At 62.5% G+C, this 24,829-nt stretch carries 25 protein-coding genes; 8 read left to right on the top strand and 17 right to left on the bottom strand.

The features are described from left to right. Window positions 1-102 precede the first annotated feature (102 nt). The 5 genes from MHM97_RS03615 to MHM97_RS03595 form a co-directional block, all read right to left on the bottom strand. A complete protein-coding gene (locus MHM97_RS03615) occupies window positions 103-576 on the bottom strand; it encodes a hypothetical protein (protein WP_239319563.1) in 474 nt (157 codons plus the stop codon). 405 nt (window positions 577-981) lie between these two features. Beyond that, window positions 982-1,227 (bottom strand): EF-hand domain-containing protein, encoded by a 246-nt coding sequence (locus MHM97_RS03610; RefSeq protein ID WP_239319561.1) that lies wholly within the window; start codon window positions 1,225-1,227, stop codon window positions 982-984. 378 nt (window positions 1,228-1,605) lie between these two features. Next, window positions 1,606-1,935 carry a hypothetical protein gene (locus tag MHM97_RS03605; protein ID WP_239319558.1) on the bottom strand — a complete coding sequence of 110 codons (330 nt, stop codon included), beginning with the start codon at window positions 1,933-1,935 and terminating at the stop codon, window positions 1,606-1,608. A gap of 134 nt (window positions 1,936-2,069) precedes the next feature. After that, a complete protein-coding gene (locus MHM97_RS03600; protein WP_239319557.1) occupies window positions 2,070-3,878 on the bottom strand; it encodes an ABCB family ABC transporter ATP-binding protein/permease in 1,809 nt (602 codons plus the stop codon). Window positions 3,879-4,012: 134 nt separating this feature from the next. Continuing rightward, on the bottom strand, window positions 4,013-5,890 hold the full coding sequence (locus MHM97_RS03595) for a LysM peptidoglycan-binding domain-containing protein (protein ID WP_239319556.1): 1,878 nt from the start codon (window positions 5,888-5,890) through the stop codon (window positions 4,013-4,015). 150 nt (window positions 5,891-6,040) lie between these two features. Here MHM97_RS03595 and MHM97_RS03590 point away from each other — a divergent pair, with 150 nt between their 5' ends. Then, the gene (locus tag MHM97_RS03590) at window positions 6,041-6,589 is read left to right on the top strand and encodes a TIGR00730 family Rossman fold protein (RefSeq protein WP_239319545.1); all 549 of its coding nucleotides are present in this window, start codon (window positions 6,041-6,043) and stop codon (window positions 6,587-6,589) included. Between the two features lie 104 nt (window positions 6,590-6,693). Here the strand turns inward: MHM97_RS03590 and MHM97_RS03585 are convergent, their stop codons facing one another. From MHM97_RS03585 to MHM97_RS03540, 10 genes are all read right to left on the bottom strand, one after another. Then, on the bottom strand, window positions 6,694-7,146 hold the full coding sequence (locus MHM97_RS03585) for a host attachment family protein (protein ID WP_239319542.1): 453 nt from the start codon (window positions 7,144-7,146) through the stop codon (window positions 6,694-6,696). Continuing rightward, window positions 7,143-7,346, bottom strand: a complete 204-nt coding sequence (locus tag MHM97_RS03580) for a hypothetical protein (protein ID WP_239319539.1) — start codon at window positions 7,344-7,346, stop codon at window positions 7,143-7,145. Before MHM97_RS03580 ends, MHM97_RS03585 begins: the two co-directional genes overlap by 4 nt. A 155-nt stretch (window positions 7,347-7,501) precedes the next feature. Further along, window positions 7,502-8,101, bottom strand: coding sequence for a superoxide dismutase (locus tag MHM97_RS03575; protein ID WP_239319536.1), 600 nt, complete (start codon window positions 8,099-8,101; stop codon window positions 7,502-7,504). Between the two features lie 90 nt (window positions 8,102-8,191). Then, a complete protein-coding gene (locus tag MHM97_RS03570; RefSeq protein ID WP_239319533.1) occupies window positions 8,192-8,650 on the bottom strand; it encodes a hypothetical protein in 459 nt (152 codons plus the stop codon). Between the two features lie 163 nt (window positions 8,651-8,813). Further along, window positions 8,814-9,224: a hypothetical protein gene (locus MHM97_RS03565; protein WP_239319530.1), complete on the bottom strand. Its 411-nt coding sequence runs from the start codon at window positions 9,222-9,224 to the stop codon at window positions 8,814-8,816. A gap of 108 nt (window positions 9,225-9,332) precedes the next feature. After that, window positions 9,333-9,902, bottom strand: coding sequence for a sarcosine oxidase subunit gamma (locus tag MHM97_RS03560; RefSeq protein ID WP_239319527.1), 570 nt, complete (start codon window positions 9,900-9,902; stop codon window positions 9,333-9,335). After that, entirely contained in the window at window positions 9,895-12,930 is a 3,036-nt protein-coding gene (locus MHM97_RS03555) for a sarcosine oxidase subunit alpha family protein (RefSeq protein ID WP_239319524.1), read from the bottom strand. Before MHM97_RS03555 ends, MHM97_RS03560 begins: the two co-directional genes overlap by 8 nt. A 73-nt stretch (window positions 12,931-13,003) precedes the next feature. Further along, on the bottom strand, window positions 13,004-13,336 hold the full coding sequence (locus MHM97_RS03550; protein ID WP_106165300.1) for a sarcosine oxidase subunit delta: 333 nt from the start codon (window positions 13,334-13,336) through the stop codon (window positions 13,004-13,006). Between the two features lie 201 nt (window positions 13,337-13,537). Next, entirely contained in the window at window positions 13,538-13,729 is a 192-nt protein-coding gene (locus tag MHM97_RS03545; protein ID WP_239319517.1) for a hypothetical protein, read from the bottom strand. 115 nt (window positions 13,730-13,844) lie between these two features. Further along, window positions 13,845-15,089 (bottom strand): sarcosine oxidase subunit beta family protein, encoded by a 1,245-nt coding sequence (locus MHM97_RS03540; RefSeq protein ID WP_239319516.1) that lies wholly within the window; start codon window positions 15,087-15,089, stop codon window positions 13,845-13,847. A gap of 241 nt (window positions 15,090-15,330) precedes the next feature. Here MHM97_RS03540 and ccmI point away from each other — a divergent pair, with 241 nt between their 5' ends. Genes ccmI through MHM97_RS03525 form a run of 3 tightly spaced genes read left to right on the top strand, consistent with a single transcriptional unit; the run spans window position 15,331 to window position 17,285 of the window. Next, window positions 15,331-16,578: a c-type cytochrome biogenesis protein CcmI gene (ccmI, locus tag MHM97_RS03535; RefSeq protein ID WP_239319515.1), complete on the top strand. Its 1,248-nt coding sequence runs from the start codon at window positions 15,331-15,333 to the stop codon at window positions 16,576-16,578. After that, window positions 16,575-17,048, top strand: a complete 474-nt coding sequence (gene ruvX / locus MHM97_RS03530) for a Holliday junction resolvase RuvX (protein ID WP_239319513.1) — start codon at window positions 16,575-16,577, stop codon at window positions 17,046-17,048. Before ccmI ends, ruvX begins: the two co-directional genes overlap by 4 nt. A gap of 3 nt (window positions 17,049-17,051) precedes the next feature. Further along, window positions 17,052-17,285 (top strand): DUF1289 domain-containing protein, encoded by a 234-nt coding sequence (locus MHM97_RS03525; protein ID WP_239319512.1) that lies wholly within the window; start codon window positions 17,052-17,054, stop codon window positions 17,283-17,285. 108 nt (window positions 17,286-17,393) lie between these two features. On the opposite strand, the gene MHM97_RS03520 is transcribed toward MHM97_RS03525, so the two are convergent. Both MHM97_RS03520 and dusA read right to left on the bottom strand, forming a co-directional pair. Next, complete coding sequence (locus MHM97_RS03520) at window positions 17,394-18,194, bottom strand: hypothetical protein (protein WP_239319511.1); 801 nt, start codon at window positions 18,192-18,194, stop codon at window positions 17,394-17,396. Beyond that, window positions 18,194-19,204 carry a tRNA dihydrouridine(20/20a) synthase DusA gene (dusA, locus tag MHM97_RS03515; RefSeq protein WP_239319510.1) on the bottom strand — a complete coding sequence of 337 codons (1,011 nt, stop codon included), beginning with the start codon at window positions 19,202-19,204 and terminating at the stop codon, window positions 18,194-18,196. Before dusA ends, MHM97_RS03520 begins: the two co-directional genes overlap by 1 nt. A gap of 479 nt (window positions 19,205-19,683) precedes the next feature. Here dusA and MHM97_RS03510 point away from each other — a divergent pair, with 479 nt between their 5' ends. The 4 genes from MHM97_RS03510 to MHM97_RS03495 all read left to right on the top strand — a co-directional run bounded on the left by MHM97_RS03510 (window position 19,684) and on the right by MHM97_RS03495 (window position 24,743). Beyond that, a complete protein-coding gene (locus MHM97_RS03510) occupies window positions 19,684-21,045 on the top strand; it encodes a methyl-accepting chemotaxis protein (RefSeq protein WP_239319509.1) in 1,362 nt (453 codons plus the stop codon). A gap of 258 nt (window positions 21,046-21,303) precedes the next feature. Further along, window positions 21,304-22,359, top strand: coding sequence for an AraC family transcriptional regulator (locus tag MHM97_RS03505; protein ID WP_239319508.1), 1,056 nt, complete (start codon window positions 21,304-21,306; stop codon window positions 22,357-22,359). A gap of 251 nt (window positions 22,360-22,610) precedes the next feature. Further along, window positions 22,611-22,775, top strand: coding sequence for a hypothetical protein (locus MHM97_RS03500; protein ID WP_239319507.1), 165 nt, complete (start codon window positions 22,611-22,613; stop codon window positions 22,773-22,775). 576 nt (window positions 22,776-23,351) lie between these two features. Beyond that, complete coding sequence (locus tag MHM97_RS03495) at window positions 23,352-24,743, top strand: methyl-accepting chemotaxis protein (protein WP_255729087.1); 1,392 nt, start codon at window positions 23,352-23,354, stop codon at window positions 24,741-24,743. Window positions 24,744-24,829 lie beyond the last annotated feature (86 nt).

The raw sequence follows: 24,829 nt of genomic DNA, 5'->3' as shown, positions 1-24,829 counted from the left end.
TCAGCACAGAAACAAAAAGAAGGGCCTCTCCCGCGATGGGAGAGGCCCTCTTCATTTGGCCGCAGCTACACCTCTGTCGAGGGACTGCTGGCGCAAACGATGTTACCCGTTGTTGTAGGACTGGCCTTCGGCGGTATTGCCGATACCCGGTTCCAGAACGTCGGACAGCTCGGCCTGGTCGATTTCTTCCATGTCCGCAACGCCGTCCTTGTTCACGTCCACTTCCTCAAAAACCTTCTTGGTCAGGGACGGATAGTCCTCTTTCAGCTCGGAGAAGGTCAGCGAGCCGGCTTCGTCCACACCCTTCGGCGTCGGATCATAGTTGCCGTCGGAGGAGGAGTGCGTGACTGCCATCTCCTCGTCAAGCACACCGGACTGCTCGGCCTCATCGATCTCTGCCATGTCGGCCACACCGTCCTTGTTCACGTCGACCTGCTCAAACACCTTACGGTCGAGCGTGGGATAGACGTCCTTCAGCTCGTCGAAGGTTTGCGAACCGGCGCCGGATACATCAGCCATGGCCGGGGCGGCAATCAGGGCGGAAAGGGCGGCGGTGGTCAGCGCAAAGCGTTTCATAATGTTGTCCTCCTTTTCAGGATCGCAGTGTATTTTGGAGGTCTTGTGCCTCCGTGACATCCGACCAACACGCCACAGCCAAAGATGTTCCTGCCAGTCTCGTTTCCGTGAAGAAAATGTGAGAAACCCCCGCCTATACCCCTGCGGAACAAGTAAAAAGACCCCGCCGATGGGCGGGGCCTTTCATGTGCTGCAACCTGGAACACAGGCGCAGTCTCTTGGGGGAAGAGAGGGCCAGACGGTCCGGCGGGGACGCGGAGCCGTGGCGCACGCCAGGAAGAACAGCACAAGCCCGTGGCAGGATCCCGAACCCGGAACAGGCGCATAACAGACGCGCACGGGGACTGCCGCAGGGAGGCGCGCCCAGGGGCCCATCCGGGCAACCCTGGGCGACAGCCATTCGGGTTAGCCGTTGGTGACGAGGATGCCTGCTTCCTGCGCGGCTGCGACCTCTTCCATGTCCGCCTCGCCATCGGCGTTCACGTCGATCTGAGCAAAGGTCTCTTCGGTGAGCGCCGGATAGGCGATCTGAAGCTCTTCCAGCGACAGGGTGCCATTGCCATCCGCATCCACTTCGGGCGCGAAGTTGCTGGCCAGAACGGGGGCTGCGGCGATTGCGGCAACGGCGGCGGTCAGGGCAAAAGTCTTCATCGTTATACTCCACTCTTTGGTTTGTTTCGGTCACCGGCAGTTCAGCGCCTCGTGACATGATGGAAGGTAGAGAGCCCCCTCCACCGCTGCCAGAGCGATCCGGCCCGCCCCCGTTTTCGGGCGGTGTTCGGCCTGATTTTTCGTTTTACATCGGCGACTTAACGCATAGGCACCCGCACTGCACATATCGCCGCCGACCCCCGGGGCCGAAACGGGCGGCGCGCCGCGCAAATTCGCCCAAAAGAAGAAAAGCCCCCCCAGCCGGGAACAAAATCAAACCCGGGGCAAAGCAAAAAAAGAGGCGACACCCAAGGTGCCGCCGTCGAATTTCAATCTTCATCACGATCTGCCACGCCAGCTGATCTGGCAACGGCAGTGTCAGTCGTAAAAGGTGTAGCCCCCCAACGCACAGAGATCGAGGCCGAAGTCCTCCAGCACCGCGCCATCGGAGAAGATACCGCGAATGTCGTAAACACAGGTGGACTGGCCATCCGCAATCACGACGTCGATCTCATATCCCGGTTGCAGATAGCCGCCGGCCAGCAGGTTCTCTTCCCAGGACGCGGATTCCGCGACGGACACGTTGAATTCAACCAGATCGGCGCTGCTTTCGTTGCTCAGCAGAAAATCGAGATCCTCCGCGTGCGACACGGTGGCCGCAGCGCTCAGGACAAGGGCCATCAGGGCCTGTTTCAGTCGTTGGGTCATCTGTTCTCCCTGGAGAGACCGCCATCCGCGCCGCACCGTCTCCCCAAGCGGAGCGACCCGTTCCAGAATATGACAGAGAGATGACAATCCAAAGCGCTAAAGCGCGCGCATGGGGTCAGGGAGACGCCGAAACCTCAGTCGCGGTCCAGATCCGACTGTTGGCGGTGCCAGAGTTGCGCATAGCGCCCACCCTGCCCGATCAGCGCGTCATGGGTTCCGGTCTCGGCGATCTCGCCCTGCTCCAGCACCACGATGCGATCCGCTTCGGCGATGGTTGACAGCCGGTGGGCAATGGTGATCACCGTGCGCCCCTGTCCGGCGCGGGCCAGCGCCGTCTTGATCTCCTGTTCGGTGTCGGTATCAAGCGCCGAGGTGGCCTCATCCAGCAGCAGGATCGGAGGGTCCTTCAGCAAGGTGCGGGCAATGCCGACGCGCTGTTTTTCACCGCCCGAAAGCTTCAGCCCCCGTTCGCCCACCTGCGTGTCGTAGCCTGCGGGCAGGCTTTCGATGAAATCATGGATCTGGGCATCGCGCGCGGCCTGTATGATCTCGGCCTCGCTGGCGCCATACCGCCCGTAGGCGATGTTGTAGCGAATGGTATCGTTGAACAGCACCGTGTCCTGCGGCACCACGCCGATGGCGGCATGCAGGCTCTTCTGGGTCACGTCGCGCACATCCTGCCCGTCGATCATCAGCTGACCGCCGGTGACATCGTAGAATCGGAACAGCAGCCGCCCGATGGTCGATTTCCCCGATCCGGTCGATCCGACGATCGCCACCGTTTGTCCGCCCTGCACCGTCAGGGAGACGCCTTTCAGGATCTGGCGCTCCGGCTCGTAGCCGAATTCGACCTGCTGCAATCGGATTTCGCCCTTGTCCACGCGCAGCTCCCGCGCATCAGGCCGGTCTTCGACGTCCGGCGCCTGCTCCAGGAGGTCGAACATCTCGCCCATGTCCACCAGGCTTTGACGGATCTCGCGATAGACCGTGCCCAGAAACCCCAGCGGGCCGGTGATCTGGATCATGTAGGCGTTGACCATAACAAAATCGCCCACCGTCAGATCGCCGCGCTCCACCCCCGCAGCCGCCATCACCATGACCGTGACCAGCCCGGTGGTGATGATGACCGCCTGACCGAAGTTCAACGCCGCCAGCGAATAGGCCGTTTTCAGCGCCGCGGCCGCGTAGTTCTTCATCGCCCCGTCGTAGCGTTCGGCCTCGCGATCCTCGGCACCGAAGTATTTGACCGTCTCGTAGTTCAGCAGGCTGTCGATCGCCTTCTGATTGGCATCGGTGTCCTGGGTGTTCATGTCCCGCCGCAAGCGCACCCGCCATTCCGTCACCGCAAAGGAGAACCAGGCATAGAGACCAACGGTGACCGCAACGGCCACCAGATACCAGAAGTCGAACATCCAGGCGAGCACCACCGCAACCAGAGACAGCTCCAGGATTAGCGGCCCGATCGACAGCACCAGGAACCGCAGGAGGAACTCCACGCCCTTGACGCCACGCTCGATGATCCGGCTCAGGCCGCCGGTCTTACGGGTCATGTGATAGCGCATCGACATCGCATGGATGTGGCGGAAGGTGGAGAGCGCCAGACGCCGCAGCGCCCGTTGCGTCACCGGGGCAAACACCGCATCACGCAATTGCTGAAACCCGGTGTTCATCACCCGCGCCATACCATAGGCGATGGTCAGGCCGATCGCGCCAAGCGCCAGCACCGGAACGCCCTCGCCGGCAAGCGCATCCACCGCGCCCTTATAGAGCATCGGAGTCGCCACCGCGATCCCCTTGGCGGCCACCAGGACCGCAATCGCCAGGACCACCCGGACCCGCACCGACGGCGCCTCCTGCGGCCAGATGTAGGGCCAGACCTTGCGCAGCGTGCGCAGCCCGGAACGGCGTTCCTGCGCGGCGGTGGGCGTCTCACTTTGGCTCATCTGGGGTCCTTGTCTCAGTCTGTGCGGCCGTATCTGCGCCGGTTCAGGGGCTGGCGTCATACTGCCGGGCCGCCGACGCGAAAACGCGCCCCCGGCGACAGGAGCGCGCAAAGCAGTGGCTATTGTCTACGCCCTCACTGCGGCAGTGTGAAGATCTGTCCGGGGTAGATCAGGTCGGGGTCGCGAATATCGTCCTTGTTGGCTTCGAACACGCGCACGTAGAGGAACCCGCTGCCGTAGCGCTCTTGCGAGATGGCCCAGAGGGTATCGCCCTTCTGCACGGTAACCGCCGCAATCGCCGGTGCCGGTCCGCCGGCCTCGCTCTGCGCCGCGAGCGCCGGTTGCAACACCTCGGGCGCTTCGCGTTTGAAGGGGGTTTCCAGCCGGCTCAGCACGTTGCCCTCCACCGGGTCGATCTCATCGAGGCGCAGCGTGTAGATCCCCGGCGCGATGGCTGTCAGACTGCCCGACCAGCGGCCGTCGGCACGCGTGGGAATATCCGCCACCGGACTGTTGTCCAGATAGACCCGCACCAGCGCATCCGGCCTGGCACGTCCGGCAAGCTGCACCTCGCCGGCATCGGTATATCCGATGGTGTCCAGTGCAACCTTGTCCAACAGCGCCGGCGCAACCGGGCTGGCGGGTCGCACCAGCGTGACCCCATCCCTGCCCGCGCGCAACACGGCGACAGAGACGTCGGGCTGCGGCGCTGGCTCCGGATCCGTCTCCACCGGGTCCTCGGTCGCGGTGGCGGGCGCCTCGGCGACGGTGGTCTGTGGTTCCGGCGGTGTCGCATTGCCATCTGCGGCAATGTTCGGTGTTGCCGTGCCGGTGGACGTCTGCGGTGTGTCGGGCTCAACCAGGGTGGACTCCGCGGCAACCGGCGGCGCTGTTTGCGTGTCCTGCACTCCGGCGTCGGCATCCGCCACCGTAACCGCAGTTGCGGCGGGCGGCGTTTCAGCGGCCACCGGCGCGCTCTGCACGGAGGGGGCCTCCGCTGTGGTCAGAGCGTCCTGTTGTGCCACCGCATCGTCGTCCGGCGCTTGTGGCGCGGACACGGTGTCTGTTGCGACCACGGTGGTCTCCCGCTGCGCCGGGACCGGAGCAGCCACGGCCACATCCGGGGTAAGCGTCTCTTCAGCCGGGGATGTGGGAACAGCCTCCGCAACGCTCTGGCGATCCTCACCTCCGGTGGCGGGTGGTGTCACCTCTGTGACGCGAGCTGCCGCTGACGTATCTTCGTCGGTTGCGGATTCTTGCGCCGGCTCTGTTGTCGTCGCGGTCGATGACGTGGACGCGGGTTCGTCCTCTGGCTGCGGCGCTACAGCCTCGGATGTGTCGGCCACCACGAGATCAGTCGCATCGCTGTCGCCCTCCGTCGCCGCCGTTGCGCCCGGTGCCGGGTCCGCCTCCGGGGTCTCATCGGTTGCGGCAATCTGCGGCTGGATCGGGGCCAGGATGAAACGGTCCTCTGACATGCGCTGCTGCCCGTCGAACCGGGACAGCAGAGTCAGGATACGCGGCTGGTCGCTGACCTCGATGGACACAAAGGAGACAAACTCCCCCGCCTCCGGGACGGTCTGCGTGTCCAGAACCGCGCCATCTAGAAGCACCTGAACCTCGACCCCGACCTGAGCCGAGCCCGCAACGATCCCGGAGCCATCGGTTTCGAACCGGGCCACCTCCAGCACCGGCGCGCGCAGCTCAAACGCCGGTTCCGGCGCCGCGGCGACGTCTGGAACATCCTCTGGTGCGGTCGCCTCTGCGGGCGCAGCCTCTGTTGGCTCCGGCTCCGGCTCCGGCTCCGGTTCGGGCTTGGCTGCGGGGGGCTGCGCCTGGTCAGCGGGCTGCGCCAGCCCCAATGCGGCCAGCTGCCGCTGAACCCCGGTTTGCGCCGCCTCGCCGAGCCTGCCGCTCTGGGCGAGGAAGATCCCGCCGCCCACGATGACCACCGCCGCAACCGTACCGATGGCCAGCCCGGTCCCCAGGCCTATCCCGCTTGTTTTTGTCATCTTGCGACTGGTTCCTCTGTGTCCCTTTGCACCGGCTGACTGTTTCCGCCCGCTCGGTTGAGCAAACCTAGCAATACCGCTATGAGGGGTCAAAGCACGATGTTTTCCGGGCGTGATGAGAAATCCCGTTAAAAATGAGAAAGGTGCGCCATGACTGTCACATCTGTCTGTGTCTATTGCGGCTCGCGCATGGGGACGAACCCGGCCTATGAGGATGCGGCCCGCGACCTCGGCGCGGGGTTGGCAGCGGCAGGTCTGCGACTGGTCTACGGCGCCGGGGATGTGGGTCTGATGGGCACGGTCGCCCGCGCAGCGCAAGCTGCCGGCGGCGAGACCTTTGGCGTCATCCCCGAACATCTGGTCAGGCGCGAAGTCGGCAAGCGCGACCTGACCACCTATGTGGTCACCGAAACCATGCATGAACGCAAGAAGGTGATGCTTTATAATGCAGACGCGGTGATCCTGCTGCCCGGCGGCATGGGGTCGCTCGACGAGCTGTTCGAGGCCATCACCTGGCGCCAGCTTGGGCTGCATTCCAAGCCCATCGTGGTCCTCAACACCGCCGGCTATTGGGAGCCCTTGCGCTCACTGGCCAATCACGTGATTGCCGAAGGCTTTGCCGATGCGGCGGTTCTGGACACGCTGGTCTGGGCGCAGACAGTGCCGGACGCGCTGACGGCACTCACAACGGCAACCTGACCCCAGCACACCACCTGAACGCATCGCAAGCCTTCCGACATGACAAACCCCGCCCGAAGGCGGGGATTATCTGCTGTTTCGAAAATCGGTTTGAGACGGTGCGATCAGGCCGCGAGCTCATCCATCACGATCTTCTCGATCTCATCAAGCGGATGGTTGGTCAGCGTCTTGGGGATCTCGTCCTGGATCAGCGCCTGCACCTCCTTGTGCAGCTTGCCGCGCAAGCCCCCCAGCACCTGCGGTGACGCCACCAGCACCAGCGGACCCAGCTTGCCGCGATGGGCCCGGGCATAGAGCAGGTCGGCAATATCATCGGCGAAGCGTTCCTTTGCCAGCTCGTGCCAGTCGGTGTCATCCAGTGCCGACCGCTGCCCGACGCCGGTGTCCGCTTTGCGGCCCGGGCGGTTGGCAGATTGTTCAAGGTCGGACGGGTTGTCCTGCTCCTCTTTCTTTCTCACCTCGAAATGCGGGTTTTGCCCGTCGGTGATATTCTCAAGCAGGAGCGCCTTTTCGCTGTCCGTAACCAGAATGTAGGTGCCTTGTTCAAGCTTGCTCATGACGGATCCTCCTGTTCGTTGGCCTTGGTGACACGGGTCGCTCCTGCTGGCCGCTCCACAGCGCGCTTTTCCTCATCCGCGCTGGCGATTTCGCGGGCCAGCCGGCCGCCGTTGCGCCCACCGTGAGAGATCGCACCCTCAGCCCCCAGAACATCCCGGGTTTCCTGATGGCCGTCCTTGGATCGCATACGCTCTGCCATGTTGAGCCTCCATTTCATTGCCGTTCACAGGAACAACGCCCGGAGACCGCCGATGTTCCACAGTGCCCGCAATGGTCGAGGAACCTGAACATCGGCAACAAAAAAGGCTCCACCCGGACCGGGCAGAGCCTTTGAATTTCACACCTTGGCCGCACTTACATGCGGGAGGCGACGTTTTCCCAGTTCACCAGGTTGTCGAGGAAGTTCGACAGATAGGCCGGGCGCTTGTTGCGGAAATCGATGTAGTAGGAGTGCTCCCACACGTCACAGCCCAGCAGCGCGGTCTGACCAAAGCACAGCGGGTTCACGCCGTTTTCGGTCTTGGTCACCTTGAGGCCACCATCGGTGTCCTTGACCAGCCACGCCCAGCCGGAGCCGAACTGACCGGCGCCTGCGGCGGAGAACTCTTCCTTGAACTTGTCGACAGAGCCGAAGGACTCGACCAGAGCCTTCTCCAGCTCGGAGGGCATGGCGCTGTCGCCCGGGCCCATCATTTCCCAGAACTGGTTGTGGTTCCACAGCTGCGAGATGTTGTTGAAGATCCCGTTCTGCGCCACGGCGTCCTTGTTGTAGGTGCCGGTGATGATGTCTTCGAGCGACTTGCCTTCCCACTCGGTGCCCGCGATCAGCTTGTTGCCGTTGTCGACATAGGCCTTGTGGTGCAGGTCGTGGTGGTATTCCAGCGTTTCGGCAGACATGCCTTTGGACGCCAGCGCATCATGTGCATAGGGAAGGTCGGGAAGTTCAAAAGCCATTTTGGCCCCCTGTCATTTAATGTTGCGTTCCTGACGGATACATGCGGTTCTGCCTCGGATTGGTCAAGTGCTTGTGCGGTAAATCGCCATTCATTTGCGCAGTTGGCAGCGTCCTTCGGCACTTCCTCGGCTGGCCCCGAAGCGCTGATCCACGATCCGCGCTGTGATCCGGTTGTCGCTGCGGCTCAGGGAGAAGGTGTAGCGATAGTCCTCCGGCCTCAGACGCCCGTAGCTGCCGGGTTGCCCTGGGAGCGGCCCGATCGGCACATAATCGGACGAGGACCAGCTGACACGGACCCGTTTTGGGGTTCGGTGCTCGACCACCCCCGGGCCGCCGGATGTCTTCACATTCGCAACATCAACCTGCTTCAGCGTCACCGCATGCAACATCCGATCCGCGCGAAAGACGAGCTTTTCCGGGAGATAGGGATGTTGGACCAAAACCTTGTCGAAGGTGCAAGTGTACGTCGCCGCTTGCACAACGCTTGCGCCGCAGGTGACACAAATCAACATTATCCACGTCGAGAAAGGTTTACAAATACCCACCATAAATCCTTCATTTGATACAAATACTGCTTAATAATTGTCTAATTTAAATATATTCAACCCGGATCGAAACCCGGGCTGGTCTCGCATATGTCGGCCGATCAAGCGACGATTTCACACCGTTGCATGACCCCGGCGCACGCGTCCACACCCGAGTTTGAACAGGTCACTTTCTCAGGGCGCAGGCCCCGGTGCCGCTGTCGCGATTGTCAAAGCTGGGCATGCTCACGGTGATGAAGGCCTTGCTCTTGCGTTTGTCGTGCACGAGCGAGAAATCCATATCCGTGGCCAGACCGCCCTGGAACTCCACGTCGTCCACGCGCCACCGCACACGCAGCTTGGTCTGGGTGTTCTTGACGAATTTGGCCTGTTTGGGCGCCTGCTCGAAATGAACCAGGAACGGGTCCATGACCAAGGCGCTGCCGTCCGGTCTCAGATCCACGAGCACCTTTGGCGGGATGGTATTGCGGCGGGTGCCATCCTTGAAATCACAGATCCAGACCTCTGCGGCGGAGGCCGTTGCGGACAGACACAGGGCGATCACGCCGGACCAAAGCCGGTTGTTGAAAAAAGACATAAAAACAGTTCCTTAAATCCTTCAGCGTGGCATGAATATGCAAACGAAATACGGCCCCGCAAGGGGGCCGCATCGTGGTTTCCAAATCTGTTGCCAATTGGCGTCAAGTCAGGCGTAGACACCAACCTTGGACTGCGGATGCGCCGCCGCCTTCAGGAGGTTGAACATGTATTCGCCAACCGAGCGGAAGCAGACGATATGGAACACGCCCGCCTCATCCAGCCAGAACGCGCCTGCCACCTGGGCAAAGCGGGTGCGGCGGAAGTCACCCGCCAGGAACTGGCCGTCGTCCAGATCCACCGGTGCCACCTTGGCGATCACCTCGCAGGCGGCGTCACCGCTGACCGAGAAACAGGCCCGCGCATCGGACACGTTGACCGCCATATGGTGCTCGCCCGCCAGATCCTCGCCCAGCTTGGCGACGACGGCATCAACGCCGTCGTAATCCACCAGCAACAACAGTTCGTCCGGCGACATCCAGGCCGCCGCGCCCGTGTCGCCAAAGACGATCTTGCGCGTTGCCGGCACCTCGGTTCCGGTGGCGGCCTTGACCGCCGCCTGGAATTTGGCCGAGGCGAAATCGCCGCGCAGGGTGATCATGCCGCCAAGACCAGTGTCGGTGACCTTGGCCAGACCGGCGAAGCTTGCGCCGCCCAGGGCGCTTACAGCGTTAGACATTCTGCTTTTCCCCGTCCTTGTCGTAAAAGATCGGCTCCACGATCTTGGCTTTGTAGATTTTCCCGTCGGTGCCGGGGAAGTCGAGGACCTCGCCCATGCGCTTGGGACCGTGTTTCACCAGACCCATCGCGATACCGCGACCAACCGTGGCGGAGTAGTAGGTGGAGGTCACCCGGCCGATGGTGTTCTTCTGACCATTGGCGTTGGTGCCATTGCCCACCGCATAAGCGCCATCCGGCAGCACCGAACCGTCGACGGTTTCCAGACCCACCAGTTGCCAGCGGTCGGGATCAGCCATGTGGCTGCGCTGCTGTGCGCGTTTGCCGAGGTAGTCCTCTTTCTTCTTCGACAGTGCCCAATGCAGGCCGAGATCCTGCGGGATCACGGTGCCATCGGTCTCGTCGCCGATCATGATGAAGCCCTTCTCGGCGCGCAGGATGTGCAGGCATTCGGTGCCATAGGGCATGACGCCAAATTCCTTGCCCGCCTCGACCAGCGCGTTCCAGAACGCCTGCCCCTCGGAGGCCGCAACCGCGATCTCGTAGGACAGCTCGCCCGAGAAGGAGATGCGGTAGGCGCGCGCCTTGAAGCCGCCGATCTCGCCATCCTTCCACTCCATGAAGGCCAGCGCCTCTTTCGAGAGGTCCATGCCGCCGCCCGCGTTTGCGTTCAGCTTTTCCAGCACCTTGCGGGCGTTGGGGCCGACCACGGCAACCTGGGCCAGCTGTTCGGTGGCATTGGTGACATAGACTTTCCAGTCCCACCATTCTGTTTGCAGCCATTCCTCCATATGGGCGTGGATGCGATCCGCACCGCCGGTGGTGGTGTGGCAGAGCCAGGTGTCCTCATCGATGCGCGCAACCACGCCGTCGTCATCGAGGAAGCCGTTCTCGGAACACATCAGACCATAGCGGCATTTGCCGATCTTCAGCGTGCTCATCATGTTGGTGTAGAGCATGTCGAGGAACTTGCCCGCATCCGGCCCTTTGACGATCAGCTTGCCGAGGGTGGACGCATCCAGCAGGCCAAGGTTCTCGCGGGTGTTCTTGACCTCGCGATTGACCGCATCATGAACGCTTTCGCCCGCGCGCACATAGGCATAGGGGCGGCGCCAGTGGCCGACCGGCTCCCAATGGGCGCCGTTGCTGTCGTGCCAGTCGTACATCGGCGTCTTGCGCAGCGGCTGGAAGATCTCACCCCGCGCCTCGCCGGCGATCGAAGCCATCGAGATCGGGTGGTACGGTGGGCGGAAGGTGGTGGTGCCAACCTGCGGGATCTCTGCGCCCAGGCTATCCGCAAGGATTGCCAAACCGTTGATGTTGGAGAGTTTCCCCTGATCGGTCGCCATGCCCAGCGTGGTGTAGCGCTTGGTGTGCTCGACGCTTTCATAGCCCTCGCGCGCAGCCAGCTGCACGTCGGAGACCTTGACGTCGTTCTGATAGTCGAGCCAGGTCTTCATGCGCAGTTTGATGTCGGCCTTGGCGGGCATCATCCACACCGCTTCCATCGGCGCCTCGGTGAGATCAGAGGTCGCAACCTCAACCACCGATTGAGCCGGACGTCCAGCCGCCTCTGCCGCCTTGGCTCCGGCTGCTGCCGCATCCGCCATCACGGCAGAGAGCGTGAGCGGACCGGAAGCACAGCCTGCGGTCACCACAAAGGGTTTGCCGTCATGACCGGTGGGCGCGCGCTCCGGATCGGGGCGGAAATGCGCCTGGGCGTCATCCCAGGTCAGCTTGCCACCGCAGTGAGACCACAGGTGCACCACCGGCGACCAGCCGCCGGACATCGCCACCGCATCGGCCTCGATTTCCTCGCGGGCACCGCCCTCGCCGTTCTGGGCGCAGATGGCGACCTTGGTGACGCGTTTGCCGTCCTTGACCTTGGCGATCGCCCTGCCACATTCGACACGGATGCCAAGCGCGCGGACCTTGTCGGCCAGATCGCCGCCGCCGCTTTCACGGGTGTCCAGCACGCGGACCACCTCGACGCCTGCTTCATGCAGGGAGATGGCGGTGCGGTAGGCATCGTCGTTGTTGGTGGCGACGACGACCTTCTGGCCCGGGGTCACACCCCAGTTCACCACGTAGTCGCGCATCGAGGCCGCCAGCATCACGCCCGGCACGTCGTTGCCCGCAAAGGACAGCGGGCGTTCGATGGCACCGGTTGCGGTCACGGTTTGCGTCGCGCGGATGCGCCACAGGCGGTGACGCGGACCACCCTGACCCGGCGCGTGGTCGGTCAGGCGCTCGTAACCGAGGATATAGCCGTGGTCATAGACGCCCGCGCCCATGGTGCGCGTGCGCAGGGTGACATTGTCCATCGCCTCAAGCTCGGCAACGGTTTTGGCGATCCAGGCCTCGGCGTCCAACCCCTCGATGGTGCCGCCATCCACAGGCGTGCGACCACCCCAATAGGATTTTTCTTCCAGAACCAGCACCTTGGCGCCCGTTGCTGCGGCAGATTTCGCTGCCTGCAAACCGGCCACACCGCCCCCGATCACCAGCACATCGCAGAAATAGTAGAAGTGCTCGTAGGTGTCGGCGTCCTTCAGTTCCTTGTCGGGCGCTTTGCCCAGACCTGCGGACTGGCGAATGAAGGGCTCATACACATGCTTCCAGAAGGGACGCGGGTGGATGAACATCTTGTAGTAGAAGCCGGCGGTCAGGAAGCGGGAGAAGAACTTCGAGTTAAGCTCGCCCACGTCATATTCGAGGCTCGGCCAGTGGTTCTGCGACTGGGCGGACAGGCCCGAGAACAGCTCGGTGGTGGTGGCGCGCTGGTTCGGCTCAAAGCGGTCGCTGGACCCGAGGCCCACCAGCGCGTTCGGCTCTTCGGAGCCAGAGGCGACGAGGCCGCGCGGGCGGTGATATTTGAACGAGCGCCCGACCAGCATCTGGTCATTGGCGAGAAGCGCAGAGGCAAGCGTGTCCCCGGCATAGCCCTTGAGCTTTTTGCCGTTAAAGGAAAACTCGATCTGTTTGGAGCGGTCGATGAGACGACCCTGTTTGGCGAGACGCGTGCTCATGATGCGACCCTTTCGCGGCAGGAGGTCTGGGAGCCTCCGGCGGAGGTATTTGGGAAAAGATGAAACATGGCGATCAACCTTCGAATTCGCGCCAGGTCCAGCCCGGACGTTTGGCGGAGATCTTGTCCTTGACCTCCTGCGGCGGCTCGGTGGTCTGGGCGCTGTAGGTGGCGAAGACCTCGAGCGTCTGGGTGCAGCGGGCGGCGTGGAACCACTTGCCGCAGCCGTTGACGTGACGCCACCGTTCCAGGTGCACCCCGCGCGGGTTTTCCTTCATGAACAGGTAGTCATGGAATTCATCGTCCGAGGAGCCGGGACCAAAGCGTTTCAGATGCGCTTCGCCACCGCCATGCAGTTCGGTTTCTTCGGCTTTGACACCGCAATAGGGACATTCAAGGATCAGCATTTTGCGTGCTCCGTCGAAAGAGTTACAGCAGCGCCCTGCGCAGCCCAGATGGCAGGCAGTGTCGCGGGATAGAATGTTCGGGGAGCGGCCCCGGAGGCAGCAGCGGTCACGCCGGTTGCTGCCGCGAAGGTCACACGTCGGGGCAAACGCGTGTCGCGGGTGCGGGACACGCCACCAGCAGAGGCAGCGTGCCCCTGATGGTCAGTTGCCTTCGATGTCACCTTCGATGGCGCCGCCACCGGGCAGTTCGATGCTGACATCGGGTTCGTCAACGGGGTTTTCACCGCCAAGAACGAACCAGCCAAGGACGGCAAGCGCGACAACGACACCGCCGAGAATGAAGGCGAGCGCCCCGTTGCCGGAACCGGACGAGTGTTGCGTTTGATCAGACATGGTTGCCTCCTGCGTTTCAGTGCGTTCCGGGCTAGAACGCCCGAACGCGCGCAGAAGTTCCCCACCGCAGGCGCGGCAGACGGACCCATGGGAGACCAGGGGCGAGCGGCGCGCATCAGTGGGCCACCCCGGCTGCGACGCTCTCGTCGATGAATTTTCCTTCCTTGAAGCGCATCATGGAGAACTCCTCGGCCAGGCTCGAATGCCCGGACGCCATCAGTTCCGCCATCGCCCAGCCGGAGCCCGGGATCGCCTTGAAGCCGCCCGTGCCCCAGCCTGCGTTGACAAAGCAGTTCTGCACCGGGGTCTTGGAAATCAGCGGCGAGCGGTCGCCGGTCACATCCACGATACCGCCCCATTGGCGCAGCATCTTCAGGCGGCTGACCATCGGGAAGGTCTCGACCAGCGCGCGTACGGTTTCCTCGATATGATGGAAGGAGCCGCGTTGGGTGTAGTTGTTGTAGCCGTCGGTGCCGCCGCCAATGACCATCTCGCCCTTGTCGGATTGCGACATGTAGCCGTGCACCGTGTTGGCCATGACGACCACATCCATGCAGGGTTTGATCGGCTCGGAGACCAGCGCCTGCAGGGCCACGGATTCCACCGGAAGACGGAAGCCCGCCATCTCAGACAGCACAGAACAATTGCCCGCAACCACCATGCCGAGCTTGTCGCAATCGATCGCACCCTTGGTGGTGTCGACGCCGACAACACGCCCGTTTTCGGTGCGCACATTGGTGACTTCGCATTTCTGGATGATGTCCATGCCCATGTCGGAGCACGCCCGCGCATAGCCCCAGGCCACCGCATCGTGACGGGCGGTGCCGCCGCGTTCCTGCCAGAGGCCGCCCAGCACCGGATAGCGCGGACCTTCGAGGTTGATGATCGGCACCAGTTCCTTGACACGTGCGGGTTCGATCCACTCGGTGGAGACGCCCTGCAGGGCATTGGCATGGGCGGTGCGCTTGTAGCCGCGCACCTCATGCTCGGTCTGGGCCAGCATGATCACGCCACGGGGGCTGAACATGATGTTGTAGTTGAAGTCCTGAGACAGGTCCTCATAGAGGCTGCGCGCTTTTTCATAGATCGCGGCAGAGGGGTCCTGCAGATAGTTCGACCGGATAATGGTGGTGTTCCGGCCGGTGTTGCCGCCGCCGAGCCAGCCCTTTTCGATCACCGCAACATTGGTGATACCGAAGTTCTTACCCAGGTAGTAGGCGGTGGCAAGCCCATGGCCACCGGCCCCCACGATGATCACATCGTAGTGGCGTTTGGGTTCGGGTGAGCGCCAGGCGCGTTCCCACCCGCTGTGGTAGCGCAGACCTTCCCGCGCCACTGCAAAGGCTGAATAGCGTTTCATGAGCGAATCCAATGCTTCGTGTCTGCACATAGGTATGCCTGCGTTTGCGCCCCGCCCCGCGCCGTTAATCGTCGCGTTTCGTCAGGTTTGCGACATCGCCTCTGCCGCAGCCCGGGAATTGGCCGCGCCCCTCGGATCTGACGCACCCGCACCCGCGCCGCAGACGGGACAGCGGGTCGCAGCAATAGGGCTTTTTTCTGCGCGCCCGCATCTATACATGGGAACAAACGGCGGAGAGACCATGGCTTTTTGGATTTTGACCGGTGCGTTGACCCTTGTGATGGCGGGGTTTCTGGCGCTGGTGTTGCTGCGCAACAAAAACGGATCAGGCGAACCGGCGGCGGCCTATGACCTGCGGGTCTATCGCCAGCAATTGAAGGATCTGGACCGGGATGTCGCCCGTGGCATCGTCACCGCCGCCGATGCGGAACGGCTGCGCACCGAGATCTCGCGCCGCATTCTGGCCGCGGATGCACAGGTTCAGGCGGCGGAAACCGGCGCGCCGCAACCCAATGGCCCCAGCCGTGTCACTGCGGCGGTGATGGCGCTTGTGGTTGTGGGCGGCACCGCTGCGCTCTACTGGCAGATCGGGGCACCGGGCTATGGCGATTTCGGGCTCGATCATCGTATCGCCCTGGCCGAAGAGCGCGCCCGCACGCGCCCCGGTCAGCAGGAGGCAGAGGCCCGCCTGCCCACATCGCCGACACCGGAGATCGATCCGAACTATCAGCGCCTGGTCGAGGAACTTCGCACAGCCACCGCGGATCGCCCCGACGATGCACGCGGCCAGCAGCTTCTGGCCCGGCACGAGGCGCGACTGGGCAATTTCAAGGCCGCGTATGAGGCCAACGCCCGCTATATTGCCCTGCAAGAGGGTGATGTTGATCCGCAGTTGCTGATCGACCAGGCCGAACTACACGTCATGGCGGCCGGCGGTTATGTCTCTCCCGAGGCGGAAGCGCTACTGTTGCGCGCGCTGTCGCAGCAGCCGGAGGATGGCCGCGCACGGTATTATATGGGGCTCCTGATGGGACAGGTCGGGCGACCGGATCGCGGGTTCCAGATCTGGGCCGAGACCCTGCGCCAAGGCCCGCCCGGCGCACCGTGGATCCGCGCGATCCAGGCCCAGATCCCCGAAATGGCGACACTGGCCGGTGTCGATTATCGCCCGATTACCCCCGGCGGCACAGCCGACGGCGCCCCCGCCCTGCCCGGCCCCAGCGCCGAACAGATGGCGGCGATGCAGGACCTGTCCGCGGAGGATCGCCAGCAGATGATTGAGGGCATGGTCTCCGGCCTCGCAACACGCCTTGCCGAAGAAGGCGGCAGCCCGGCGGAATGGGCCCGGCTGATCACCGCGCTTGGCGTTTTGGGCCGCATCGAGCAGGCCCGCGAGATCTATGCCGAGGCGCAAACCCAATTTGCCGGCAATGACGCGGCGCTGGAGATGCTGGCCGCAGCACGCGACCGCATGGAGGCGAGCCAATGATCCACGATCTGTTTGATGAGTTCGCCGACGCCCTGCCCCCGATGACCGCACTGGTCGGGCTCGATTTTGGCGAAAAGACCATCGGCGTTGCCGTCTCCGACCGGATCGGCGCCGTGGCCACCCCGCTGGAAACGATCCGACGCAAGAAGTTCACCCTCGACAGCAATCGCCTGCTTGAGATCATCGCCGGGCGCGAGATCGGCGGCATTGTCCTGGGGTTGCCGCGCAATATGGATGGCTCCGAAGGGCCGCGCTGCCAATCCACCCGCGCCTTTGCCCGCAACCTGTCGCGTGTGACCGATGTGCCTATCGGTTTCTGGGACGAGCGCCTGTCCACCGTCGCGGCCGAACGCGCGCTTCTGGAGGCCGATACGTCCCGAAAACGTCGCTCCGAGGTGATCGACCATGTTGCTGCTTCGTATATCCTGCAAGGGGCGCTGGACCGGTTGCGCCACATGAGGAGCGGTTGAAGCATGTCTGATGACGTCTGGAAACGGCAGGAAATCGAGAGCCCGTGCATCAAGCTCTGTGTCATCCACCCGGAGACACGGCTCTGCACCGGCTGCGCCCGTTCCATTGACGAAATCACCCGCTGGTCCAAGATGAGCGCCCCGGAACGCGCCGAGGTAATGGCAGAGCTGCCCTCCCGCTCTGCCGCGCCCAAAGGGCGACGGGGCGGGCGCGCCGCACGCAGCGGGCGCCGCTAGGGTCAGGACGCATTCCGCCCGGGGATCGGCATTTGAATCATCGCCCCGCCGGCAGGCCGCAGGTGGGTGGCACCCGATAGGAAAGGCGCTGCACTGCTGCCGACGGCCTCAGGGATCGGCGAGCCAATGGGCCTGCCAATCCTGCATCTCGGGACGGAAGTAAGCGATCATCCGCCCCTCCCCCTCCGGCGCGGAGGCCCCCTCGGCCCAGGGAGCGACCCCATGCAGGCAGAGCCGATGCATGAGATAGGCCTCGCCCGGTTGCGCGTGAACCGTGATCCGCGGGCAGGTCTCGAACACCGCGCGCCGGGCCGCGCCATAGGCCTCGGTCACATCAACCTCATGCCATTGCGCCGGATCGACGCCATCAAAGGCGGCAGAGAAGGCCGCGCGCATGATTTCGTGACTGCCTTCCCAGACCACCAGCGGCGCGGCATCTGCACTGGCACGGTTGAGCGGCACTCCAAGCACCCAGGCGTGCGGCTCCTCCACCCGGCGGCGGCGGGCATCGCCAAACATCTTTACCCCGTCCACATGGGCCGCGTCGCGATTGCGGCGATAGCCAAACGCGGCCGCGCTTTCGCCCCGCCGCGGCCGCGGGTAGCCCGGGTAGATCACCGAAAGCTGCGCCGGGTGCAGCGTCCCGATGCCGCCGAGGTGGGTGGCAATGAACTGAAGCGCCGGCCCTGCGAGTTCGGGCCCGCCCCGCAACCGTCCCTGCGGATCATTGGGCAAGGCATCCACGCCGATGAACCAGGTGCCCTCGCAATCGATCCAGGGCGCATGCGCGGGGTCCGCAACGGCCTTTATGCCCTGCCCGCGCGCATGCTCGGCCCAGGCCAGGGTCTCGCCGTTCGCCGGAAACCGAACCCAGCCCTTTTCGAAGAAATGAACGCGCGCGCCCTGCATCAAGCCGCCCGCGCCAGCACGAGGTCCAGCGCCTCCTCGACCAGCTGCGGCCCGGCGCCCTTGCGGCTGCTGCCCTCAGACAGGTGACGCCGCCATTGCCGCGCGCCGGGACGTCCGGCAAACAGGCCCAGCATATGGCGGGTAACCTGGTGCAACCGGGCCCCTTTCTGCATCTCGCGCTCGATATAGGGCAGCATCTGCCGCACCACGTCGACAGGATCGCTGGCCGATCCGCAGCCATAGATCCTGGGATCCGCCGCGCACAGCAGATCCGCCGGTTGATGATAGGCGGCACGCCCCACCATCACCCCGTCCAGACCGCGCGCCAAATGCGCCTCCGCCTCCTCGAGCGAGGCGATACCGCCGTTGATGGATATGTGCATATCAGGAAAGGCGGCCTTCATCCGGTGCACCAGATCGTAGTCAAGCGGCGGCACATCGCGGTTTTCCTTGGGCGACAATCCCTGCAACCAAGCCTTGCGCGCGTGGATGGTGACACGGGACACCCCGGCAGCGCGGATCTTCTCCAAAAACGTCGGAAGGATCTCCTCGGGGGTCTGGTCATCGACACCGATGCGGCACTTCACCGTCACCTCGACATCCACGGCCTCGGCCATCGCGGCCATGCACTCCGCAACCAGTTCAGGGCTTTGCATCAGGATCGCGCCAAAGGCCCCCGATTGCACGCGGTCACTTGGGCAGCCGCAGTTGAGATTGATCTCATCATAGCCGGCATCGGCGCCAAGCCGCGCGGCCTCGGCCAGCTCCTGCGGGTCGGAGCCCCCCAATTGCAGCGCCACCGGATGTTCGCTGTCATCATGGTCCAGCAAGTGCATCGCCCGCCCCCGCACCAGAGCCGGCGCCGTGACCATCTCGGTATAAAGCAGCGTTCCTTTTGACAGCAGCCGGTGGAGATATCTGCACTCGCGCGTCGTCCAATCCATCATCGGAGCAACCGAAAAGCGAGCAGCGCGCCAAAGATCTGTTTTCAAGGTATTTTCACTCGTCATCGTCTCGTTTCCCTGGCTCGAAAACCGGCTGTCTGCTGCGTATTTTTGCACGTTCTGACACCTTCCCCCCACAACTGTTGGGGATATTTCGGGAGATGTTGGGGCATGCCAGTCATGGAACAAAACGCGCTGATGGATCGATGGCCTACTTGGCACAGATCGACATTATACGGAAGGGTAAGCGGTATCGCGAGAACCGGCCATTCGACAAGAAGCGGCTCATTGGGGCATGGATCTCCAACAAGTCACAGGAGATCCGCGAGTTGATCGCCCAAGGCAACGGCCAGTCACCCTGGATGATAGGCCGGCGGCTACCGCATCCGCGTTGGCAAAAATAGTGATCACGTGCTGGTTCACGGGACAGGTGACAGGTCTTTCACGCGCGTAAGATTTCTCTCACGATAATTTACTGATTTTCAACATACCAAATATAGAAGATCCGCAATGTAACGATTCACACCAAAGAAGGTGCTGCTAGGATGTTCACTCGTTTACGCTCCAAGTCCAAACCTGATGCGAATCTCAACGCTCAGGAGTTTGTGCTGAACATGATCGACAAGACACAGGCGACCATTCGTTTTCAAAGTGATGGCACCATCATAGAGGCAAACGAGAACTTCCTGTCGACCGTCGGATATTCGCTGGACGAAATTGTGGGCCGGCATCATTCCATGTTTGTTGATGAAGAATACGCAAAATCTGAAGAGTATTCGAATTTCTGGACGCAGCTTGCCGCCGGAGAGAGTTTCACTGACCAGTTTCCGCGCGTAACCAAACACGGCGACATAGTGTGGATCCAAGCCACCTATGCGCCATTGCACGACCACGAGGGCAACGTCATTGGCGTCATGAAAATCGCAAGCGACATCACCGAGCGCCAGACCGGCGTCGCAGAAATCGCCAAAGCGCTCGAAGACCTCAGCAACGGCAACCTCGAACTCACCTTTCAAAAATCAAATCTTCCTGACCTGCGGTTGATTGGTGACAATCTGGAGAAAGCGTCGCAAAGGCTCTGCGCGTCGATTTCGATGGTTCAAGAGATCTCCAGCGCGATCGAGCGTACGTCACGTGAAATTTGCGAGGCGTCCTCCGATCTGTCCAAACGCACCGAAACCCAGGCGGCGACTCTGGAGCAAACAGCGGCTGCAATGGAAGAACTGACTGCGACGGTGCGCCAGTCCGCGGAAGGTGCATCTGAAGTCGAGGCCTCCACGGTAGAGGCGAAGAAGACCGCCGAGAATGGCGGCGCCGTGGTCGCCAAAGGGGTCGAGGCGATGGCGCGGATCGAGAGTTCCTCTCAACAGATCACCAACATCATTTCCGTCATCGACGATATTGCCTTTCAGACCAACCTTCTGGCGCTCAACGCAGGTGTCGAAGCCGCCCGCGCCGGCGAGGCTGGCCGCGGCTTTGCTGTCGTGGCGTCGGAAGTACGCGGCCTAGCACAGCGGTCTTCAGAGGCAGCCGGTGAGATCAAGGCGCTGATCACCGAAAGCTCTTCCCACGTCAAAGCTGGTGTGGAGCTGGTCGGCAATGCCGGCGAGGAGCTGGAAAAGATCATCAACGTGGTTGCGACCATCGCGGACAACATCGCTGACATTGCGCGCGGCGCATCCGAACAATCGATCACACTGGGCGAGATCAACACAGGTGTTGCCCAGATGGACAGTGTGACCCAGCACAACGCAGCGATGGTGGAAGAGACAACCGCAGCAGGGCAAACACTTGCAAGCGATGCGGACAAACTGGCCAGCAGCATCTCGAGTTTTCGAGTTGGCAAGGTGAGCACCGCGTCCGCATCGAACGACAGACCCGGCACCGAGACCCGTTTCGCAAGCTGACCCCACCGTCAGCCTCTTGGATGCCACCAAACGGGCATTGGCGGGCTGGCGACGGGTGTCGCCAGCCCTTTTTTTCGTCAGCAAATATGACCGCCCACCACACAGGCGCGCATGCTGCGGATGAGGTTCTGCAACAGGTGATCGTTCGCCCCACAAAGCAGATGTTTGGCTAAGGAAGCGCGCGTTCCTTCAGGCAGCGGTGTTGCGCGGCCTCACATACTCACCCAGAATAGCCGCCTGACACATTCAACATTCACGATGACTGGTTCCGCGCAGGCTGTTGCTGTATCGTCCCGTTCCATGCCAAGCGTAACAATTACATTCGCGCGTGTGATGGCTCAATCGGCCGGAATGACGCTGACAAGCGAGGGGGAACTGCTCGCTGACGGACGCGTTGTTCGGCGCTTTCGTCCGGCTCAGAATGACATGATTGAGGATGTCGATTACTTCGATATCCTTGATATTGCCCGTGACTTCGCGGGAGACGATGTCGCGCTTCTGACCGCATATGCCGATCAGGTTCAAACCGATCATCTCGGCGTCCTTGGGCTTGCAATCAAGACAGCGCCGAACCTGCGCGAGTCACTACAGCGTGTGGAGCGGTACTATCGTCTCGTGACGGACACGGCGGTCTACCGGCTCTGCGAGACAGGTGTCTCGGCATCTTTGATATTCGAACCACAAAGCGCGCATAACGCCACGCTTGAGTTTCGCAACGAAGGCGCGCTTGCAGGGTTCGCGCAAAATATGCGCCGCTTTGTCGGATCCGACCTTGCGTTCGAGTTTGTGTCGTTCCGTCATGCCTGCCGAAGCGATCCTGCACGCTACGCGGAGCTGTTTGGCTGCCCGGTCCGGTTTGAGGCGGACCGCGACACGATCACGATGCACGCGACCATGCTAGATCTGCCGAACCGTCTTGGTGATGCGGCTGTCTCGGATTTTGTGACAGAACACCTCGAGGCAGAATTCGGCTCCTTGCAAGACGGCGCGTCGCTTGTCGAGACATTGATGCACCACCTCACCCCGACGCTGAGCAACGGGCGCCCCCAGGCCGCCGTCATCGCGCGTGACATGGGACTGAGTGAGCGCACGCTCTATCGTCGCCTCGCGGAGGAAGGGCTGACCTTCCGCGATGTTGTCGGCCGGGCTCAGTTGGCGCTGGCGCAGGAGATGCTGCGCACAAGCGATGTTTCCATCGCGGAAGTTGCCTTTCTGACGGGGTTCTCCGAACAAAGCACCTTTAGCCGCGCGTTCAAGCGCTGGGTTGGACAAGCTCCGGCACAATTCAGGCAGCAGCAGGCCTCCAACGTCTGATCCGCCCATGGCAGGACCGTGGCAGGTTCGGCCATGACCTTGGCAGGAACGGCCAATACCTGACGCGGTCTGGCGCCTAACATCTTTCCCAGGATCGATGGAAAACGCCGCCCCGCTCGCGCTGAGCATCGGCTGCTTCCAAAACAGGAAAGGCGTTTGGCATGGCCCAAGACACAAGAATCCGTCGACACCGTCACCATAGTGGTCTGCACACCGACCCAAAAAAGACCGGGACCGCCGGGCTGAACGACATGACCTTACTGATCCTGGTCGCTGTCGCTGCCGCCTGTCTGGCGGGCCTGGTGTTGTTGCCGGTCACCATGCCGAAAGCGGCACGCTTGAGTGCCGAGGCGGTCTTTCCCGCGCCCAATGCTCTGATCGCCCCGGGCAAGAGCCTGCCCCCGGATCGGGCCTGACACCGAGGCCTCCAAACGAGTCTCCCCGCGACACGCCACTGCAAGCGCCCACCTGCCGCACGGTCTATCGGGCACAAGGTTCGGCGGACCTGATGGGACCGCAGAAATTCAGACACCGGCCGAGGGCGCGTTGGGTCGCACATCATACTTGAACAGGGCGAACCAAAAGACTGCGGCCTCCGAGCGGGCAGATCATTGCCTAAAGCCATCAGCGCAACGCCTTTGATGTTCTTTCTCAGCCGCGCCGCATCTGGCGCCGCAGCCGGACCTGTGCGCCCCCTTCGCGATGCGTTGTGACGCCTGATCATTCTTCTGTTTCGCAGGTGCGCATCGCAAAGAGAGGTGTTTCGCGCAGATTTCACTGGTCAGAAGATGCGCGCGAATTTGTGAAACTTCTCTCTATTAACAGTAGCTTGATCCAATAACCTCTATTAAGCTTGCCGCCTCCAAACGGGGCAGCGGCCGATTTTATGCTGGTTTTTCTTCGGAGCAAGGAAAGTTTAGGAACTTCTCCATACCAAGGAGTGCGAAAATTCCGAGGCGACGCCTCCCAATTCAGCGAGTGTCAGAACCGTCATGCTTTTTGGAAAGTCTAAGAAAACGCCCGTCTCCGCCTTGGATAGCAACCGACTGTTGTCCGAGATGATTGACCGGACCCAGGCGCTGATCGAATTCGAGCCAGATGGCACGATCATCCGCGCCAACGAGAATTTCCTCACAACGATGGGATACGAGCTGGAAGAGATCCAGGGCAAGCATCACAGCATGTTTGTCTACCCCTCCTTCGCCAAGACGGAACGCTACACCCAGATGTGGGCCGACCTCGCCGCGGGCAAAGCCTATGCGGATCAGTTTCCGCGCCTGCGCAAGAACGGTGATGTGGTCTGGATCCAGGCCACCTACGGGCCAATTCTGGATGCAGATGGCAAGGTCATCCAGGTGGTGAAGATTGCCACCGATGTCACCGGCCGTCGTCAGGAACTGCTCGGGATCGGCACCGCGCTGGAGGAACTGCGCAAGGGCGATCTCACCTATCGGCTGCCCCCCTCGGACCGCGAGGATATTCAGCGTTTGGTCAGCTCCTACAACGGCGCGGTCGAAGCGTTGCAGGACGCCATTTCCGCGGTCAACGAAGTGGCTCAGGGGGTCAACAGAACCGCGGACGAGATGAACACATCCTCTGCCGAACTGTCGCATCGCACGGAAAACCAGGCCGCCACGCTGGAACAGACCGCCGCCGCGATCGAGGAACTGACCGCAACCGTGCGCTCTGCTGCCGATGGCGCCAAGGAGGTGGAGAGCAACGTTCAGACTGCGCGCGACACCGCCAAGAAGAGCGGTCACGTGGTTGAAGAAGCCGTCAACGCCATGTCCAAGATCGAAGCTTCCTCGGAGGAAATCGCCAAGATCATCTCTGTCATCGACGATATTGCCTTTCAGACCAACCTCCTGGCGCTCAATGCCGGGGTCGAGGCCGCACGGGCCGGCGAGGCCGGGCGCGGGTTTGCGGTGGTCGCATCCGAGGTGCGCGGACTGGCGCTGCGCTCTGCCGATGCCGCCGGTGAGATCAAGGGGCTGATCGAGCAGAGCACCAAACATGTCGCCGACGGCGTATCTCTGGTCGGGCGCACCGGTACGGAGCTTGAGAATATCATCGCAAGCGTCAACTCAATCTCCGAGAATGTGACCGAGATTGCGCGCGGGACAGAGGAACAATCCGTTACGCTTGGGGAAATCAACACCGGCATCAGCCAGCTTGACGAGGTGACCCAGCACAACGCGGCCATGGTCGAAGAAACCACCGCCGCCAGCCAGACTCTTGCCAATGACGCCAAGGAAATGACCCGCCAGATGGCACGCTTTGAAACCGGCAACGGGGCGACGCAGGTGGTGGATATGCACGCATCCGCGGGCGGCACCGCTGATCGCGCCGAACCCGCACCTCAGGCCCGCACAGGCACCGATTGAGGCCCAGGCGGCTATCAAATGAAACAGCGGCGACAAAAAAGGGCGACACCCGGTCAGAACGAACGGCACCCTCGCCCTCAGAAAGG

This window comes from Epibacterium sp. Ofav1-8 (assembly GCF_022348185.1).
In the GTDB taxonomy this organism is placed as follows: Bacteria; Pseudomonadota; Alphaproteobacteria; order Rhodobacterales; family Rhodobacteraceae; genus Epibacterium.
Note: the sequence above shows the minus strand (reverse complement) of the source record. Positions and strands in the feature narration are given on the sequence as shown.